Here is a 17,677-nt window from a genome sequence, read left to right as displayed (position 1 = left end):
GGAGACATCATGAAACGCAAAGTACTCGTCAGCGCCTGCGCGCTGTGCCTGGCGCATGGCGCGCAGGCGCAAATATCGGGCGACACCATCAAGATCGGCATGATCACCGATATGTCCGGGCTCTACACCGACATCGACGGCACCGGCGGCGCCGAAGCGATCAAGATGGCGATCGCCGACGCCGGCGTGGTCGTCGCCGGCAAGAAGGTCGAATTCATCTCGGCCGACCACCAGAACAAGGCCGACATCGCAGCCTCCAGGGCGCGCGAATGGTTCGACCAGCAGGGCGTGGACATGCTGATCGGCGGCACCAATTCCGGCGCCAGCCTGGCCATGGCCAAGGTGGCGGCGGAAAAGAAAAAAGTCTTCATGGCGATCGGCGCCGGTTCGGCCCGGCTTACCAACGAAGAATGCACGCCGTACACGGTGCACTATGCCTACGACACCATCGCCCTGGCGCGCGGCACCGGCGGCGCCATCGTCAAGCAGGGCGGCAAGAACTGGTATTTCCTCACTGCCGATTACGCGTTCGGCCAGTCGCTGGAAAAGGATACGGCCGACGTGGTCAAAGCAGCCGGCGGCAAGGTGCTCGGTGCGGTCAAACACCCGCTGTCGGCGTCCGACTTTTCCTCGTTCCTGTTGCAGGCGCAAGCGTCTGGCGCGCAGATCCTGGGCCTGGCCAATGCCGGCGGCGACGCCATCAACGCCATCAAGGCGGCCAACGAATTTGGCCTCACCAAAAAGATGAAGCTGGCCGGCCTGCTCATCTTCATCAACGATGTGCACTCGCTGGGCCTCAATCTGACCCAGGGCATGTACCTGACCGATGGCTGGTACTGGGACCAGAACGACGACACCCGCGCCTGGTCCAAGCGCTACGTGGCCAGGATGAAAAAATCGCCGTCGATGCTGCAGGCGGCCGACTATTCCGCTGCCGCCCAGTACCTGAAGGCCGTCAAGGCCACCGGTACCGACGATGCCGACAAGGTCATGGCCTGGCTCAAGGCCAATCCGGTCAACGACATGTTTGCCAGGAACGGCGTGGTCCGTCCCGACGGCCGCATGGTGCACGACATGTATCTGATGGAAGTGAAAAAGCCGTCGGAATCGAAATATCCGTGGGATTACTACAAGGTAGTGGCCACCATCCCCGGCAGCCAGGCGTACGCGACCAAGGCGGAAACCAAGTGCAGCCTGTGGAAATGACGCGATGGACATCCTCGGCCGTCCCCTGACCGTGTGGTTGAGCCAGCTGATGCTGGGACTTGTCAACGGCTCGTTCTACGCGATGCTGTCGCTGGGCCTGGCCGTGATTTTCGGCTTGCTCAATGTGATCAATTTTTCCCATGGCGCGCTCTACATGATGGGCGCGTTCGTGGCCTGGATGGGGATGACTTATTTTGGCCTCAGTTACTGGGCGATGTTGCTGCTGGCGCCGCTGACCGTGGGCCTGTTCGGGGTGATCGTGGAAAAGACCATGCTGCGCTGGCTCTACAAGCTCGACCACCTGTACGGCCTGCTGCTGACGTTTGGCATCACCTTGCTGCTCGAAGGCGTGTTCCGCTCGTTTTACGGCGTCTCCGGTCAGCCGTTCCAGACCCCGGACGCGCTGGCCGGGGCCACCGACCTCGGCTTCATGGTCATGCCGCATTACCGCGCCTGGGTGGTGGTGGCGTCGCTGACCGTATGCCTGGCGACGTGGTACGTGATCGAAAAGACCAAGCTCGGCGCCTATCTGCGCGCCGGTACCGAAAATCCCAAGCTGGTCGAAGCGTTCGGCGTCAACGTGCCGCGGATGGTCACGCTCACCTACGGCTTCGGTGTCGCATTGGCGGGATTTGCCGGCGTGCTGGCTGCGCCCATCATCCAGGTCCAGCCGCTGATGGGGCAGAACCTGATCATTGTCGTGTTCGCGGTCGTGGTCATCGGCGGCATGGGATCGATCATGGGGGCCATCCTGACCGGTCTCGGGCTGGGCGTGATCGAGGGCTTGACCAAGGTGCTGTATCCGGAATTTTCCTCGACGGTGGTGTTCCTGGTGATGATCGTGGTGTTGCTGCTGCGACCGGCCGGACTGTTTGGCAAAGAAAAATAAGGCGATCCCATGAACAAGACCTTCGCGTATTCCCTGGCCCTGGCCATCGCCGTGGCGGCGCCGCTGATCGGCTACCCGGTGTTCCTGGCCAAGCTGCTGTGCTTTGCGCTGTTTGCCTGTGCCTTCAACCTGTTAATCGGATTCACCGGCCTGCTGTCGTTCGGCCACGCGGCGTTTTTCGGCGGCGCCGGCTACGTGGTGGGCAATGCGCTCAAGGTGTGGGGCTGGCCGGTGGAGCTGAGCCTGGCCATGGGCGTGGTCACCGGCGCCGCGCTGGGCCTGGTGATGGGTGGCCTGGCGATACGTCGTCAGGGCATTTATTTTGCCATGATCACGCTGGCCCTGGCGCAGATGGTGTTTTTTATCGCGTTGCGCGCCGGCAGTTTTACTGGCGGTGAAGATGGTTTGCAGGGCGTCCCCCGCGGCAGCATATTGGGCATGTTCGATCTGAGCAACGACCTGCTGCTGTACTTCTTCGTGCTGGCGCTGGCGGTCGCCGCGTTTGCGCTGATCGTGCGGACCGTGCATTCGCCGTTCGGCCAGGTGCTGATCGCGATCAAGGAAAACGAGCCGCGCGCGGTCTCGCTCGGCTACGACGTGGACCGGTACAAGCTGCTGGCGTTCGTACTGTCGGCGGCGCTGGCGGGACTGGCCGGCGGCCTCAAGGTGCTGGTGCAGGGCTTCGAGACCCTGACCGATGTGCACTGGACCATGTCCGGCCTGGTGGTATTGATGACCTTGGTAGGCGGCATGGGCACGCTGGCCGGTCCCGTCCTCGGAGCGCTGGTCATCATCCTGCTCGAAAACAAGCTCGGCGATTGGGGACTTTCGCTGTCGTCGGCCACCGGCATCGCGTGGTTTGCCACGATCGGCGAGGCCGTCAACATGGTGGTGGGCTTGATCTTCATCATCTGTGTGCTGGCGTTCCGGCGCGGCATCGTCGGCGAATTGTTGGCGTGGACCCGCAAAAAGCGGGTTGCCTCGGCGGCATAGGCTGCCCACTGCATGACGCAACACAGACGCCGGGCGTTCTGCCCGGCGCTTTCCGTTCGGACAGGGTAAATTTTTCCGGCTGAGGCTGGAGAAATTTTTTTGTCCAATCCCTTTCAACTGGAGGATGACCATGCATACCAAGAAACTCGTCACGGCCGTGTCGGCCGCGATTGCCACCATGACGGCCATGACCCTGGCCGGTTGCGGCCACCACCATCACGGCGATCATGGCGAACCCAACCAGGCGCCGTCCTATCTGCGCGACATCAGCGTCGCCACCTACGACGGCGTCTCCGACGACTTGCTGACCGGCGGGCTGGGCGCGTCAGGGCTGACTGCCGCCGCGCCGGCGCCTGGCTATGCCGACCCACTCAATCCCACGCCGGCCGAGCTGCGTCGCAATGCCATTTATTTCAATTACCGGGCCATCGCCGACGTCAACCCCACTGCCGGCTACGGCCGCTTGTACGGTCCCAATGTCGATATCAACGGCGTCCCTACCACCGGCGAAGGCAAGATCCCCGGCACCGAGTACATCGCCTATGCCGACGATGGCAGCGGCAAGCAGAACGTGACGGTGATGGTGCAGATACCGGACAGTTTCGATGTCGCCAACCCGTGCATCATCACCGGCGCCTCGAGCGGCTCGCGTGGGGTGTATGGCGCGATCGCAACGTCGGGCGAGTGGGGTCTCAAGCATAAGTGCGCAGTCGCGTACACCGACAAGGGGACCGGTACCGGCCTGTACACGTTCGATGATGACAGCGTCAACCTGCGCAACGGCGTGCGGGCACCACGCGCGACGGCCGGCAAAAATGCCAATTTCATGCCCAACGTTTCCGATGCCGAGCGCGCTGCCTTTGCTGCCGCCTATCCGGGTCGTATTGCTTTCAAGCATGCGCACTCGCAGCAAAATCCGGAAAAGGACTGGGGCACGCACGTGCTGCAATCGGTGGAATTTGCGCTGTATGCGCTCAACGACAAGTTTGGCGAGATGAGCAAGGATGGCAAGGGGCGTCGCGTGCGCTTCACACCGCGCAACACGATCACGATCGGCTCGAGCATTTCCAACGGTGGCGCTGCGGCCCTGCTGGCAGCCGAGCAGGACCGCAAGGGCTTGATCACCGGCGTGGCCGTGAGCGAACCGCAGATTCAGCCCCGGGACGCCAGCAGTTACGTGGTCCGCCAGAACGGCGTCCCGGTGACGGGGCAGGGCAAATTGCTGATCGACTATTCCACCTATGCGGCCCTGTACCAGCCGTGCATCGCCGCCACCGCCGCCACGGCCGGCCGCTGCACCGCACTGGCAGCCAAGGGCCTGCTGACCGGGACCGACCTGGCTGCCCAGCAGCTCGATGCACGGGCCAGGCTGCGCGCCTATGGCTGGCTGGCGGAGTCCGATCCGTTGCAGGCAACTTATGCACCGATCAACGTGCTGGTGGCCGTGACCTACACCTTTGCCTATGGCCGTTTCGCCCCGACCGACAAGGTGTGCGGCTTTACCTTTGCGCCGGTCGATGCTGCCGGCATGCCCACCAGCTTTACCCCCGCGCAAAGGGCAAGCAGCTTCGCGACCCAGAACGGCATCATCGGCACGCCGATCTATGAAGATTCGGTCGGCGGTGCGCGCGCCTACGCGGTTGGCATATCGCCCAGCAGCAACCTGGCCGACCAGTCGCTCGACGGCTTCCTGTGCCTGCGCGCGCTGGCCACCGGCATCGATCCCGTCACCGGCAACAAGTTGAGCGGCAACTTGGCCGAGCAAAGTGCCCGGGTCCGCCAGGGCGCTGCCGAGGTGGTGGCAAATGGCAAGTTGAACGGCAAGCCGGCACTCATCGTGCATGGCCGCAGCGATACGCTGATGGTCGTCAACTTCACGTCGCGCGCCTATCTCGGCCTCAATGCCGTCGCAGAAGGTGCAGCAAGCAGGCTGCGCTACATCGAGGTCACCAATGGAAATCACTTCGATGTGCTGACCAGCGTGTTGCCGCAGTATGTCATTCCCCTCAATGTCTACCTGTTCCGCGCGCTCGACGCGATGATGGCCCACCTGCGCAACAATGCCGCGCTGCCGCCGTCGCAGGTGGTGCGCACGACCACGCGGCCCGACAACACCGTGCCGCTGACTGAAGCCAACTTGCCACCGTTTGTGGCGGCACCAGCGCCGGCCAATCGCATCGCTGTCAGCGGCACCACGGTGGACGTGCCGCAGTAGGGCCGATCGCGGCAGCGCCGCAGCGGGCGCCATGTGGTCGCGTGGTCATGCGAGATCGGCATGACCGCGCGGGCCATGCACGTCGGCTGTTGTGGTAGCGCCAAGGCTGTCCCGGGCATCAGGTGCAGCGTCCAGTCCCCTGCTATGCCGAGCTTGCATGAGTCCGCACGCCATTTCTTCCGTACAATACAGCCTGTTGAACTGGATGGATGACGGCTGTGGTGGATTACTTGATACTCGGGGTAGCGGCATTTGGCGCAGGACTGGTCGATGCGGTGGTAGGTGGGGGCGGGCTGATACAGATGCCGGCCATCTTTTCGGTCTTTCCCCAAACGGCGCCGGCAACCTTGATCGGTACCAACAAGCTGGCGTCGATCTTCGGCACCAGCGTGGCGGCCGTCAGCTACGCGCGGCGCGTGGCGGTGGCGTGGACGGTGGCCGCACCGGCGGCGTTTGCTGCGCTGATCTTTTCCTTCCTTGGCGCCTACACCGTGACCAGGGTATCGCCTGACTTTCTGCGCAATGCGCTACCGGTGGTGCTGTTGCTGGTGGCCATGTACACGTTTGCCAAAAAAGACCTGGGGGCGGTCCATGCGCCGTTGCACACGGGACGCAAGGAACAGACGCTGGCGCTGATGATCGGCTCGGCCATCGGCTTTTACGATGGCTTCTTCGGCCCAGGCACCGGCAGCTTCCTGGTATTTTTATTCGTGCGGGTGTTCGGTTTCGATTTTCTCAGCGCTTCGGCCGTCAGCAAGATCGTCAACGTCGCCTGCAACTTTGCCGCGCTGGTCTGGTTCGGTTACAGCGGCCACTTGATCTGGCAGCTGGGGCTGCTGATGGCCGCCTGCCAGATCGCCGGCTCCGTCATCGGCACGGGCCTGGCGATGAAACATGGCAGCGGTTTTGTGCGCAAATTGTTCCTGGTCGTGGTGACTGTGCTGATTGCCAAGACCGGCTACGACGCCTACCTGCGGTGGTAGCGACGACGCGTTGTTTCACGTGGAACCATCGATGACGAGGGCGCCGGATCACATCCGGCGCCTTTTTTCATTGTTTCACGTGGAACCAGGATAGGAAATTTTTGCCTAAAAAAGTCGCAGCTGCAAAAAGACTCTATAATTTCACCTTACTCCTCCGCTCTACATTCTCCATCATGTTATTTCCAACTTCATTCGACGTCATCGTTGTCGGCGGCGGTCATGCCGGTACCGAGGCTGCACTGGCGTCCGCGCGCATGGGCCAGAAGACTTTGCTCCTGACGCACAACATCGAGACTCTGGGCCAGATGTCGTGCAATCCCTCCATCGGCGGCATCGGCAAAGGCCACCTGGTCAAGGAAGTCGATGCCATGGGTGGCGCCATGGCGATTGCGACCGACGAATCGGGCATCCAGTTCCGCATCCTGAATTCCTCGAAGGGTCCGGCAGTGCGTGCCACTCGCGCCCAGGCCGACCGCATCCTGTACAAGGCTGCGATCCGTTCGCGCCTGGAAAACCAGCCCAATCTGTGGCTGTTCCAGCAGGCGGTCGATGATTTGATGGTGGAGGGCGACCGCGTGGTGGGCGCCGTGACTCAGATCGGCTTGAAATTTTTGGCACCGGCCGTGGTGCTGACTGCCGGTACTTTCCTTGACGGAAAAATCCACGTCGGTCTACAAAATTATTCGGCCGGTCGCGCCGGCGATCCGCCGGCGTTGTCGCTGTCGGCCCGTTTAAAAGAGTTGAAACTGCCGCAAGGCCGCCTAAAAACCGGCACGCCGCCGCGCATCGATGGCCGCTCGATCGACTTTAGCCAGATGACCGAACAGCCGGGCGACCTCGATCCAGTCCCGGTATTCTCGGTGATGGGCAACACTGCCATGCACCCGCAGCAGATGCCATGCTGGGTGACGCACACCAACAGCCAGACGCACGACATCATCCGTGCCGGCCTCGATCGCAGCCCGATGTACACGGGCGTGATCGAGGGGGTCGGCCCGCGTTACTGCCCGTCGATCGAAGACAAGATCCACCGCTTCGCCTCGAAGGAATCGCACCAGATTTTCCTGGAACCGGAAGGCTTGACCACGCACGAATTCTATCCGAACGGTATTTCGACCAGCCTGCCATTCGACGTGCAAATCGCGCTGGTGCGCTCGATGAAAGGCATGGAAAACGCCCACATCCTGCGCCCCGGCTATGCGATCGAATACGATTATTTCGACCCGCGCGGCCTCAAGGCGTCGCTGGAAACCAAGGCCGTCAACGGCTTGTATTTCGCCGGCCAGATTAACGGCACCACCGGTTACGAGGAAGCGGCTGCCCAGGGCATGCTGGCCGGTATCAACGCTGCGCGGCAAACCCAGGGCCGCGACGCCTGGACGCCGGCGCGTTCGGAAGCCTATCTAGGCGTGATGGTGGACGACCTGGTCACGCAAGGCGTGATGGAGCCGTACCGGATGTTTACCAGCCGTGCCGAGTACCGCCTGAGTCTGCGCGAAGACAATGCCGACATGCGCCTGACCGAGATCGGCCGCCAGCTCGGCTGCGTGGGCGACGCCCAGTGGGAAGCCTTCGACCGCAAGCGCGAGGCTGTCGCGCGGGAACTGGAACGTCTGCGTTCCACGTGGGTGAACCCGCGTATTGTCGAAGCGGCCGAATCGGAGCGGGTGATCGGCCAGGTCATCGAGCGTGAATACTCGCTGGCCGACCTGCTGCGTCGTCCCGGCGTGGCCTACGACAAGCTGATGACGCTGGCCGGCGCCGATGGCCGCGACCTGGCCGGGCCTGGCGTGACCGATGATGCGGTGCGCGAACAGATCGAAATCCAGCTCAAATATTCGGGCTATATCGACCGCCAGACCAGGGAAGTCGAGCGTCACGAGCACTACGAACACCTGAAGCTGCCGGAGGGTTTCAACTACCTCGACATCACCGCGCTGTCGGTGGAAGTGCGCCAGAAGCTGCACGCGCAGCGGCCGGAAACCCTGGGCCAGGCCTCGCGCATTTCCGGTGTCACCCCGGCAGCGATCTCGCTGCTGCTGGTACACCTGAAAAAAGTGGGCTTTGGCGGTTTCCTGAACAAGGAACGAAAAGCCGAGGTCGCGCAATGAAGGTCTTCGATCGCGCCGTGGCTGCAGACGTTTTACGCACCGGCATCGCGGACCTGGCGCTTGGATTGAGCGCGGCACAGGTCGAGAAACTGCTCGATTACCTGGCGCTCCTGAACAAGTGGAATGCGGTCTACAACCTGACCTCGGTACGCGATCCGCTGCAGATGGTCACCCTGCATCTGCTCGATTCGCTTGCTGCCGTGCCGGCGTTCAAGGACGCCAAAAACGTGCTGGACGTGGGCGCCGGCGGCGGGTTGCCGGGCATGGTGCTGGCAATCAGCCGGCCTGACATGAAGGTGTCGATGATCGACACCGTCCACAAGAAGACCGCGTTCCTGAACCAGGTCAAGGCGGAACTCGAGCTGGTCAACGTGACCGTGTACACCAAGCGCGTCGAGCAGCTGGAGGTGAACACCAAGTTCGACGTGATCACCTCGCGCGCCTTTGCCGACCTGTCGGACTTCGTCAACTGGTCGGGACACCTGCTGGCAGAGGGCGGCCAGTTCATCGCCCTGAAAGGCACGGCGCCGGCGGAGGAACGCGAGCGGCTGCCGGAACCGTGGCAGGTACAGAAACTGCAGCCTTTGCAGGTGCCGGGCTTGGCGGCAGAACGCCACCTGGTGTTCATCCGGTCCGGCCAGCAAGAAATAGTATAAACGATTTAAACCATATAAATGATTTATACGAAATAAACGATATAAATCGTTTAAACGGTATAAACTGTTAAAGAAAAAGACGATAAAAACTACATGGCGAAAATTTTCTGCGTAGCGAATCAGAAGGGTGGGGTGGGCAAGACCACCACCACCGTCAATCTGGCAGCAGGGCTGGCCAAGCTGAACCAGCGGGTGCTGCTGGTGGACCTGGACCCGCAGGGCAACGCCACCATGGGCGCCGGCATCAACAAGGCTGGTCTCACTGCCTCCACCTACGAGGTGATGCTGGGCGAGTCCGATGTGGCCAGCGCGCGGGCGCGCTCGGAACCAGGCCGGTTCGACGTCCTGCCGTCGAACCGCGAGCTGGCTGGCGCCGAGGTGGAGATGGTGGCGCTCGACAACCGTGAGCGGCGCCTGAAGCTGGCGCTGGCCAAGGTGGACCAGGACTACGATTTCATCCTGATCGATTGCCCGCCCGCGCTGTCGATGCTCACGCTAAACGGCCTGTGCGCCGCGCATGGCGTGATCATCCCGATGCAGTGCGAGTACTACGCGCTCGAAGGCTTGTCCGACCTGGTCAATACCATCAAGAAGGTGCACGCCAACCTGAACCAGGATCTGAAGATCATCGGCCTGCTGCGCGTGATGTTCGATCCGCGCATGACGCTGTCGCAGCAGGTGTCGGCCCAGCTCGAGCAGCACTTCGGCGACAAGGTGTTCAAGACCATCATCCCGCGCAATGTGCGGCTGGCCGAAGCGCCGTCGTATGGCATGCCCGGCGTCACGTTCGATCCCTCGTCCAAGGGCGCGCAGGCGTATATCGCCTTTGGCGCCGAGATGGTCGAGCGCATCAAGAAAATGTAAGACCTTCTTTCTTCTACATCTATGGCAACCAAAAAACTCAAGGGACTGGGCCGCGGCCTCGATGCGCTGCTCGGCGGCGACGACAAGCCGGCAGACGCCAACACGCCATCCGAATTGCCGGTCGCACAAATGCAGGCCGGTAAATATCAGCCGCGCACGCGCATGGACGAGGGCGGCCTGCAGGAACTGGCCGCCTCGATCAAAACCCAGGGCATCATGCAACCGATCCTGGTGCGCCCGATCGGCAGCGATGCGCTGACCGGCGCCGTCAGCTACGAGATCATCGCCGGCGAGCGCCGCTTCCGCGCTGCCCAGCTGGCGGGACTCGACGTGCTGCCGGTGCTGGTGCGCAATGTCGACGACCAGGCCGCCGCCGCGATGGCGCTGATCGAAAACATGCAGCGCGAAGACCTCAACCCGCTGGAAGAGGCGCAAGGCATCCACCGCCTGATCACCGATTTCAGTTTCACCCACGAACAGGCAGCCAACGCGGTCGGTCGTTCGCGCAGCGCCGTGTCGAACCTGCTGCGTCTGCTGAACCTGGCGTCCAGCGTGCAAACCATGCTGATGGCCGGCGATATCGACATGGGCCATGCGCGCGCCCTGCTGGCCGTCGATGGCGCGACCCAGATCAACCTGGCCAATATGGTCGTTGCCAAACGGTTATCGGTACGCGAGACGGAAAAACTGGTCACGCGCACGCTCGACGAACAGCAGGCCGCGCCGGCCGACGCGCGGCACAAGGAAAAGTCCGGCGATATCACCAGGCTCGAAGAGGAATTGTCGGACCGGCTGGCCACGCCGGTGGTGTTCAAGATGGGCAGCAAGGGACGCGGCCAGCTGATCATCGACTTTGCCGACCTCGATATCCTCGACGGCGTGCTGGCCAGACTGCGGGCGTGAAGGGCCGATGCAGGACCGCGCCGTGTTGTCACACCGTCATCCGGCGGGCAAAGAGAGGGGAAGGCGTTAGAAAATTGCCGATTTTCCTCTTTTACAGTATATAGCGCCAAAGTGGTGCAACACGATTGGAAATGTTTATAAAAGCGTCTCATTCGCGCACGAAACGCTCTTGTGCGGTGCACCATGTTTGACGTGATACATGAAAGACACATATAATCACGCGTCTTTGAGTTTATCGGTGTTTATTTGGAGCTCGCAGTGCGTAAAACGACGAGTGTCTCCAGGCCGATGTTTAAAGTCGTCGCCCTCCAGTTGGCCATCGCAACTGGGTTCGCCTTGCTCGCCTGGAATCTGGGTGGAGTACTCAAAGCATGGTCGGCCGCCTATGGCGGAGCAGTCGCGGTCATCGGGAGCCTGGTGTACGCGATGATCGTCATGGGCGCAACGAACGATCCAAAAAAGACTTTCCGGACGCACTTTCGCGCGGAAATGGTCAAGTTTTTCATCACTGCAGCGCTGTTTGCCGTCGCGCCGGTGTTATTTTCATCGGCCGCTTGGTTATGGCTGATCTTGGGTTTCGCGGTGCCGACCCTGGCGTACTGGTTCGCACTGCTTGCAGTTTAATTAACAAAATCTGACGACATTATGACCACTGAACACGGGGGCCACACCGGCCCGGCTAACGCCACAGAATACATCAAGCACCACCTGCACCACCTGCAAACCAGCGATGGCATGTTTAACCTGGACACGTTCTGGGTATCGGCCATTCTGGGCGCGATTTTCCTCGGCGTGTTCTACATGGCATCGCGCCGCGCGACTGCCGGCGTGCCGGGCAAGCTGCAAAACTTTGTCGAACTGGTGATGGAACTGGTCAACGATACCGTCAACAGCGCGTTCCACGCGAAAAGCAAGGTGATCGCGCCGCTGGCGATCACCATCTTCGTCTGGGTCTGGCTGATGAACGCGATGGACTTCCTGCCGGTGGACCTGCTGCCGAAGGCACTCGAACTCGTTGGCGTGTACAACCTGCGCGTGGTGCCGACCGCCGACGCCAACCTGACCTTCGCGCTGTCGCTGTCGGTCCTGCTGTGCATCTTCGGTTTTTCGATCAAGGCCAAGGGCCTGGGCGGCTACGCCAAGGAACTGTTTACGGCCCCCTTCCACGCACACGGCATTGCCGCCGTGTTGCTGGCGCCAGTGAACTTCCTGCTGCAAATGGTGGAACTGTTCGCCAAGCCGGTCTCGCTGGCCCTGCGACTGTTCGGCAATATGTACGCCGGTGAACTGATTTTCATCTTGATCGCGTTGTTGCCTTGGTGGGCGCAGTGGCTGTTGGGTGGTCCATGGGCAATCTTCCACATCTTGATTGTAACTTTGCAGGCTTTTGTGTTTATGGCGTTGACGGTGGTGTATCTGGCCCTTGCGGTTGAGAAGCACTAATCAGCAACTTGATGGTTTTATTTTTAGGTTCTTTCGTTTTTTAAATTAGGAGAAATATATGCAAGCTCTGATCGCACAAGTACAAGGCATGACCGTTCTGGCAGTCGCTATCATCATCGGCCTGGCCGCTATCGGCACCGCACTGGGCTTCGCCATTCTGGGCGGCAAATTCCTGGAAGCGTCGGCACGTCAACCAGAACTGATGCCACAACTGCAAACCAAGCTGTTCGTGATCGCTGGTCTGCTGGATGCGATCTCGATGATCGGTGTTGGTGTTGCTCTGCTGTTCACCTTCAACAACCCATTCCTGACCGCCGTTCTCTCCGCTGCTGGCCAGTAATACTGCTCCAACCGGGGAAACTAATTAGGAGCAAGGTATGAACGTTAATATGTCGCTCATCGGCCAGATGATCACCTTCGCGGTGCTCGTATGGTTCTCGATGAAATTCGTATTCCCGGCGCTGAACACCGCGCTGGACGAGCGTGCCAAGCGTATCGCCGATGGTCTGGCTGCGGCCGACCAAGGCAAGGCTTCGATGGCAGTCGCTGAAAAGCGTGCTGCCGAAGCCCTGACTTCTGCCCGTGACGAAGCTGCCCAGCGCGTCGCGGATGCGGAAAAGCGTGCGCAACTGGTCGCAGAAGAAATCAAGACCAACGCCAAAGCTGAAGCGGACCGCATCATTGCGCAAGCCAAGGCAGAAGCCGATCAGCAAGTTACCCAGGCCCGCGAAGCACTGCGCGCCCAAGTAGCCGACCTGGCCGTCAAAGGCGCCGAGCAGATCCTCAAGCGTGAAGTCAACGCGTCGGCCCACGCCGACCTGCTGGCCCGCCTTGCGACCGAGCTGTAATCATGGCTGAACTCGCAACCGTCGCCCGTCCTTACGCGGAAGCCCTGTTCCGCGTAGCCCAAGCCGGCAACCTCGCGCAGTGGTCCGATCTGGTGTCCGAACTGGCCCAGATCGGCGGCAACGCCGAGGTGCAGGACTATGCCCGCAATCCGAAAGTGTCGGAGCACGAACTCGCCGCCACCATCGCGTCGCTGGTGAAGTCGCCGCTGACCGCAGAAGCGAACAACTTCCTCGGCATGATCGTCGCCAATGGCCGCATCGAATTGCTGCCGGAAATCGGCGCCCAGTTCCAACTGCTCAAAAACAGTGCAGAAGGTGCGGCGGACGCCGAGATCACGAGCGCGTTCGATCTGAGCGCTGCCCAGGTATCCGAGCTGGTCGCTACGCTGGAAAAGAAATTCAGCCGCAAGCTTAACCCGACTGTCACGGTCGACCCGTTGTTGATCGGTGGTGTGCGCGTGGTGGTTGGCGACGAAGTGCTCGACACTTCGGTCCGCGCCAAGCTGCAACAGATGCACGTCGCGCTGGTTCAGTAAGAACCCGCTGGCTACGGCAGACCAAATATACCCTCGCGCAAGCGGAGAGAACTAAATTAGGAGTTAGCATGCAACTCAACCCATCTGAAATCAGCGAGCTGATCAAGAGCCGGATTCAAGGCATTGACAGTGGCGCTGAAGTGCGCAATCAAGGCACGGTGATTTCCGTAGCCGACGGTATCTGCCGCATCCACGGTCTGTCGGACGTAATGCAAGGCGAGATGCTGGAATTCCCTGGCAACACCTTCGGCCTGGCCATGAACCTCGAGCGCGACTCCGTCGGCGCCGTGATCCTCGGTGCTTACGAGCACATCTCGGAAGGCGACACGGTCAAGTGCACCGGCCGCATCCTGGAAGTGCCGGTCGGTCCGGAACTGCGCGGCCGCGTGGTCAACGCCCTGGGCCAGCCGATCGACGGCAAAGGTCCGGTCGAAACCAAGCTGACCTCGCCGATCGAAAAGATCGCCCCGGGCGTGATCGCCCGTGAATCGGTGTCGCAGCCGATGCAGACCGGCCTGAAATCGATCGACGCGATGGTGCCGATCGGCCGTGGCCAGCGCGAGCTGATCATTGGCGACCGTCAAACCGGTAAGTCTGCCGTCGCGGTTGATGCGATCATCAACCAAAAAGGTCAGGGCATGACCTGTATCTACGTGGCGATCGGCCAGAAGGCTTCGACCATCAAGAACATCGTGCGTTCGCTGGAACAGCACGGCGCCATGGAATACACGATCGTGGTCGCCGCGACCGCGTCGGAATCGGCTGCCATGCAGTACATCTCGGCCTATTCGGGCTGCACCATGGGCGAATACTTCCGCGACCGCGGCGAAGACGCCCTGATCGTGTACGATGACCTGTCGAAGCAAGCCGTTGCCTACCGTCAGATCTCGCTGCTGCTGCGCCGCCCGCCAGGCCGCGAAGCGTATCCAGGCGACGTGTTCTACCTGCACTCGCGTCTGCTGGAACGTGCAGCCCGCGTGAACGCCGACTACGTGTCCGCCTTCACCAGCGGCGCCGTCACCGGCAAGACCGGTTCGCTGACGGCCATGCCGATCATCGAAACGCAAGCGGGCGACGTGTCGGCGTTCGTGCCGACCAACGTGATTTCGATTACCGACGGCCAGATCTTCCTGGAGACCTCGCTGTTCAACTCCGGTATCCGTCCTGCGATCAACGCCGGTATTTCGGTGTCGCGCGTCGGTGGTGCTGCCCAGACCAAGGTCATCAAAAATCTGTCCGGCGGTATCCGTACCGACCTGGCCCAGTACCGTGAACTGGCTGCGTTCGCGCAGTTCGCTTCCGACCTGGACGAATCGACCCGCAAGCAGCTGGACCGCGGCGCACGGGTGACCGAGCTGCTCAAGCAAGCCCAGTACTCGCCACTGTCGATCTCGCTGATGGCTGCCTCGCTGTTCGCCGTGAACAAGGGCTACCTGGACGACGTCGAAGTGAAGAAAGTACTGCCATTCGAAGCCGGCCTGCACGCTTACCTGAAGACCAAGCAAGCTGACCTGCTGTCGAAGATTGAATCGTCGAAGCAACTGGACAAAGACGGCGAAGCAACGCTGGCTGCCGCCATTGCCGACTTCAAGAAATCGGGCGCATTTTAAGCGGCCTGACGGCGCAGGGCTCAGGCCCGCGCCGTTCCCGGCGCAGAAGGAGTAAGGACTCATGGCAGTAGGCAAAGAGATACGTGGCAAGATCAAGAGCGTAGAAAATACGAAGAAGATCACCAAGGCGATGGAAATGGTTGCCGCATCGAAAATGCGCAAAGCGCAGGACCGTATGCGCGCCGCCCGTCCCTACAGTGAAAAGATTCGCAATATCGCCGCCAATCTGGCCGCCGCTAATCCGGAATACACGCACCCGTTCCTGGCTGAAGAGCAAAAGGAACTGGCCAAGAAAGTTGGCTTCATCATCGTCACCACCGACAAAGGTCTGTGCGGCGGCATGAACACCAACATCTTGCGCATGGTGACGAACAAGTCGCGCGAGCTGGAAGCGGCTGGCAACAAGATTGCGGCAGTTGCCATCGGTAACAAAGGTTTGGGGTTTTTGAATCGCGTGGGCGTTCCTGTGGTTGCGCAAGTGACCCAGATCGGCGACACGCCGCACCTGGAAAAATTGATCGGACCGGTCAAGGTCATGCTCGAAAAATTCCAGAACGGTGAAGTCGACGCCGTGTACATCTGCTACACCAAGTTTATCAACACCATGAAGCAGGAGCCGGTCGTGGAGCAGTTGCTGCCACTGCCAGCTGCCAAGACGCAGGCGGACGAGGGTAATCACAACTGGGATTACATCTACGAACCTGACGCCGCTGCGGTGATCGATGAACTGCTCGAGCGCTATGTTGAAGCGCTGGTGTACCAGTCGGTGGCGGAAAATCTGGCGTCCGAGCAATCGGCGCGCATGGTGGCGATGAAGGCCGCCAGCGACAACGCTGGCAGCGTCATCGGTGAACTGAAGCTGATCTACAACAAGACGCGTCAGGCTGCGATTACCAAAGAACTCTCCGAAATCGTTGCCGGTGCGGCAGCGGTTTAAACGAATTTAACTATATTTGAAGGAACGAACATGGCTGATGGCAAAATCGTTCAGTGTATCGGCGCTGTGGTGGACGTTGAGTTTCCACGCAATGCGATGCCCAAGGTATTCGATGCCTTGAAAATGGAAGGCTCCGAGCTGACCCTGGAAGTACAACAGCAACTGGGCGACGGCGTGGTCCGTACCATTGCACTGGGTACCTCCGACGGCCTGCGTCGCGGCATGATGATCCAGAACACCGGCAAGCCGATCATGGTGCCAGTCGGTAAAGCAACCCTGGGCCGCATCATGGACGTGCTGGGCAACCCGATCGACGAATGCGGCCCGGTCGCACACGACCAGATCGCTTCGATCCACCGCGCACCGCCTGCCTACGACGAACTGTCGCCATCGCAGGATCTGCTGGAAACCGGCATCAAGGTGATCGACCTGGTGTGCCCGTTCGCCAAGGGCGGTAAAGTCGGTCTGTTCGGCGGCGCCGGTGTCGGCAAGACCGTGAACATGATGGAACTGATCAACAACATCGCCAAGGCGCACTCGGGTCTGTCCGTGTTTGCCGGCGTCGGTGAGCGTACCCGCGAAGGTAACGACTTCTACCACGAGATGGCCGATGCCAAAGTGGTCGATCTGGACACCCCGGAAAACTCCAAGGTGGCGATGGTCTACGGCCAGATGAACGAACCACCAGGCAACCGTCTGCGCGTGGCGCTGACCGGTCTGACCATGGCCGAAGCGTTCCGTGACGAAGGCAAGGACGTGCTGTTCTTCGTGGACAACATCTACCGCTTCACGCTGGCCGGTACCGAAGTGTCGGCACTGCTGGGCCGTATGCCGTCGGCAGTGGGTTACCAGCCGACCCTGGCCGAAGAGATGGGCCGTCTGCAAGAGCGCATCACCTCGACCAAGACCGGTTCGATCACCTCGATCCAGGCCGTGTACGTGCCAGCCGATGACTTGACCGACCCGTCGCCAGCGACCACCTTCGGTCACCTCGATTCGACCGTCGTGCTGTCGCGTGACATCGCCTCGCTCGGTATCTACCCGGCCGTCGATCCGCTGGACTCGACCTCGCGTCAGCTGGACCCGCTGGTCGTCGGTCAGGACCACTACGACACCGCACGCGCCGTGCAAGGCACGCTGCAGCGCTACAAGGAACTGCGCGACATCATCGCGATTCTGGGCATGGACGAACTGGCCCCGGAAGACAAGCTGCTGGTATCGCGCGCACGTAAGATGCAGCGTTTCCTGTCGCAGCCGTTCCACGTTGCTGAAGTATTCACCGGCGCGCCTGGTAAATACGTTTCGCTGAAAGACACGATCAAGGGCTTCAAGATGATCGCGTCGGGCGAACTCGACCACCTGCCGGAACAAGCGTTCTACATGGTAGGCACGATCGAAGAAGCCATCGAAAAAGCCAAGAAACTCAACTAATCGTTGAGCTAATTGTTGAGTGCGGTCCCGGCGTGCCGGGACCGTTCCATCC

17 protein-coding genes are annotated in these 17,677 nt (G+C 60.9%); all 17 read left to right on the top strand.

Translation table 11 applies throughout. The features are described from left to right. The first annotated feature begins 9 nt into the window (after window positions 1-9). The 17 genes from ASF61_RS19180 to atpD all read left to right on the top strand — a co-directional run bounded on the left by ASF61_RS19180 (window position 10) and on the right by atpD (window position 17,625). Complete coding sequence (locus ASF61_RS19180) at window positions 10-1,206, top strand: ABC transporter substrate-binding protein (RefSeq protein WP_056159610.1); 1,197 nt, start codon at window positions 10-12, stop codon at window positions 1,204-1,206. A gap of 4 nt (window positions 1,207-1,210) precedes the next feature. Beyond that, the gene (locus ASF61_RS19175) at window positions 1,211-2,095 is read left to right on the top strand and encodes a branched-chain amino acid ABC transporter permease (RefSeq protein ID WP_056159607.1); all 885 of its coding nucleotides are present in this window, start codon (window positions 1,211-1,213) and stop codon (window positions 2,093-2,095) included. 9 nt (window positions 2,096-2,104) lie between these two features. Continuing rightward, window positions 2,105-3,088, top strand: a complete 984-nt coding sequence (locus tag ASF61_RS19170) for a branched-chain amino acid ABC transporter permease (RefSeq protein WP_056159604.1) — start codon at window positions 2,105-2,107, stop codon at window positions 3,086-3,088. Window positions 3,089-3,218: 130 nt separating this feature from the next. Continuing rightward, a complete protein-coding gene (locus ASF61_RS19165; RefSeq protein WP_056159724.1) occupies window positions 3,219-5,303 on the top strand; it encodes a 3-hydroxybutyrate oligomer hydrolase family protein in 2,085 nt (694 codons plus the stop codon). 218 nt (window positions 5,304-5,521) lie between these two features. Next, entirely contained in the window at window positions 5,522-6,286 is a 765-nt protein-coding gene (locus ASF61_RS19160) for a TSUP family transporter (protein WP_056159720.1), read from the top strand. A 173-nt stretch (window positions 6,287-6,459) separates the two neighbouring features. Beyond that, window positions 6,460-8,397: a tRNA uridine-5-carboxymethylaminomethyl(34) synthesis enzyme MnmG gene (mnmG, locus tag ASF61_RS19155; RefSeq protein ID WP_056159601.1), complete on the top strand. Its 1,938-nt coding sequence runs from the start codon at window positions 6,460-6,462 to the stop codon at window positions 8,395-8,397. Next, window positions 8,394-9,053 (top strand): 16S rRNA (guanine(527)-N(7))-methyltransferase RsmG, encoded by a 660-nt coding sequence (gene rsmG / locus ASF61_RS19150; protein WP_056159598.1) that lies wholly within the window; start codon window positions 8,394-8,396, stop codon window positions 9,051-9,053. The genes mnmG and rsmG overlap by 4 nt, the downstream gene beginning before the upstream one ends. A gap of 93 nt (window positions 9,054-9,146) precedes the next feature. Then, window positions 9,147-9,917, top strand: a complete 771-nt coding sequence (locus ASF61_RS19145; RefSeq protein ID WP_056159596.1) for a ParA family protein — start codon at window positions 9,147-9,149, stop codon at window positions 9,915-9,917. A gap of 21 nt (window positions 9,918-9,938) precedes the next feature. After that, window positions 9,939-10,820: a ParB/RepB/Spo0J family partition protein gene (locus tag ASF61_RS19140; protein WP_056159592.1), complete on the top strand. Its 882-nt coding sequence runs from the start codon at window positions 9,939-9,941 to the stop codon at window positions 10,818-10,820. Between the two features lie 288 nt (window positions 10,821-11,108). After that, window positions 11,109-11,444, top strand: coding sequence for an ATP synthase subunit I (locus ASF61_RS19135; RefSeq protein ID WP_056159590.1), 336 nt, complete (start codon window positions 11,109-11,111; stop codon window positions 11,442-11,444). Window positions 11,445-11,465: 21 nt separating this feature from the next. Next, window positions 11,466-12,263: a F0F1 ATP synthase subunit A gene (gene atpB / locus ASF61_RS19130; protein ID WP_056159588.1), complete on the top strand. Its 798-nt coding sequence runs from the start codon at window positions 11,466-11,468 to the stop codon at window positions 12,261-12,263. A 70-nt stretch (window positions 12,264-12,333) separates the two neighbouring features. Beyond that, window positions 12,334-12,603 (top strand): F0F1 ATP synthase subunit C, encoded by a 270-nt coding sequence (atpE, locus tag ASF61_RS19125; RefSeq protein ID WP_373994567.1) that lies wholly within the window; start codon window positions 12,334-12,336, stop codon window positions 12,601-12,603. A gap of 37 nt (window positions 12,604-12,640) precedes the next feature. Beyond that, the gene (locus tag ASF61_RS19120; RefSeq protein ID WP_026637682.1) at window positions 12,641-13,111 is read left to right on the top strand and encodes a F0F1 ATP synthase subunit B; all 471 of its coding nucleotides are present in this window, start codon (window positions 12,641-12,643) and stop codon (window positions 13,109-13,111) included. 2 nt (window positions 13,112-13,113) lie between these two features. Next, window positions 13,114-13,647 (top strand): F0F1 ATP synthase subunit delta, encoded by a 534-nt coding sequence (locus ASF61_RS19115; RefSeq protein ID WP_056159581.1) that lies wholly within the window; start codon window positions 13,114-13,116, stop codon window positions 13,645-13,647. A gap of 68 nt (window positions 13,648-13,715) precedes the next feature. After that, the gene (gene atpA, locus ASF61_RS19110; protein ID WP_056159576.1) at window positions 13,716-15,257 is read left to right on the top strand and encodes a F0F1 ATP synthase subunit alpha; all 1,542 of its coding nucleotides are present in this window, start codon (window positions 13,716-13,718) and stop codon (window positions 15,255-15,257) included. Window positions 15,258-15,318: 61 nt separating this feature from the next. After that, complete coding sequence (atpG, locus tag ASF61_RS19105; RefSeq protein WP_056159573.1) at window positions 15,319-16,194, top strand: F0F1 ATP synthase subunit gamma; 876 nt, start codon at window positions 15,319-15,321, stop codon at window positions 16,192-16,194. Window positions 16,195-16,224: 30 nt separating this feature from the next. Further along, complete coding sequence (gene atpD / locus ASF61_RS19100) at window positions 16,225-17,625, top strand: F0F1 ATP synthase subunit beta (RefSeq protein ID WP_056159570.1); 1,401 nt, start codon at window positions 16,225-16,227, stop codon at window positions 17,623-17,625. Window positions 17,626-17,677 lie beyond the last annotated feature (52 nt).

The organism is Duganella sp. Leaf126 (genome assembly GCF_001423125.1).
GTDB lineage: Bacteria > Pseudomonadota > Gammaproteobacteria > Burkholderiales > Burkholderiaceae_D > Rugamonas.
The sequence above is the reverse complement of the archived record's forward strand: the minus strand, read 5'-3'. Positions and strand labels throughout refer to the sequence as shown.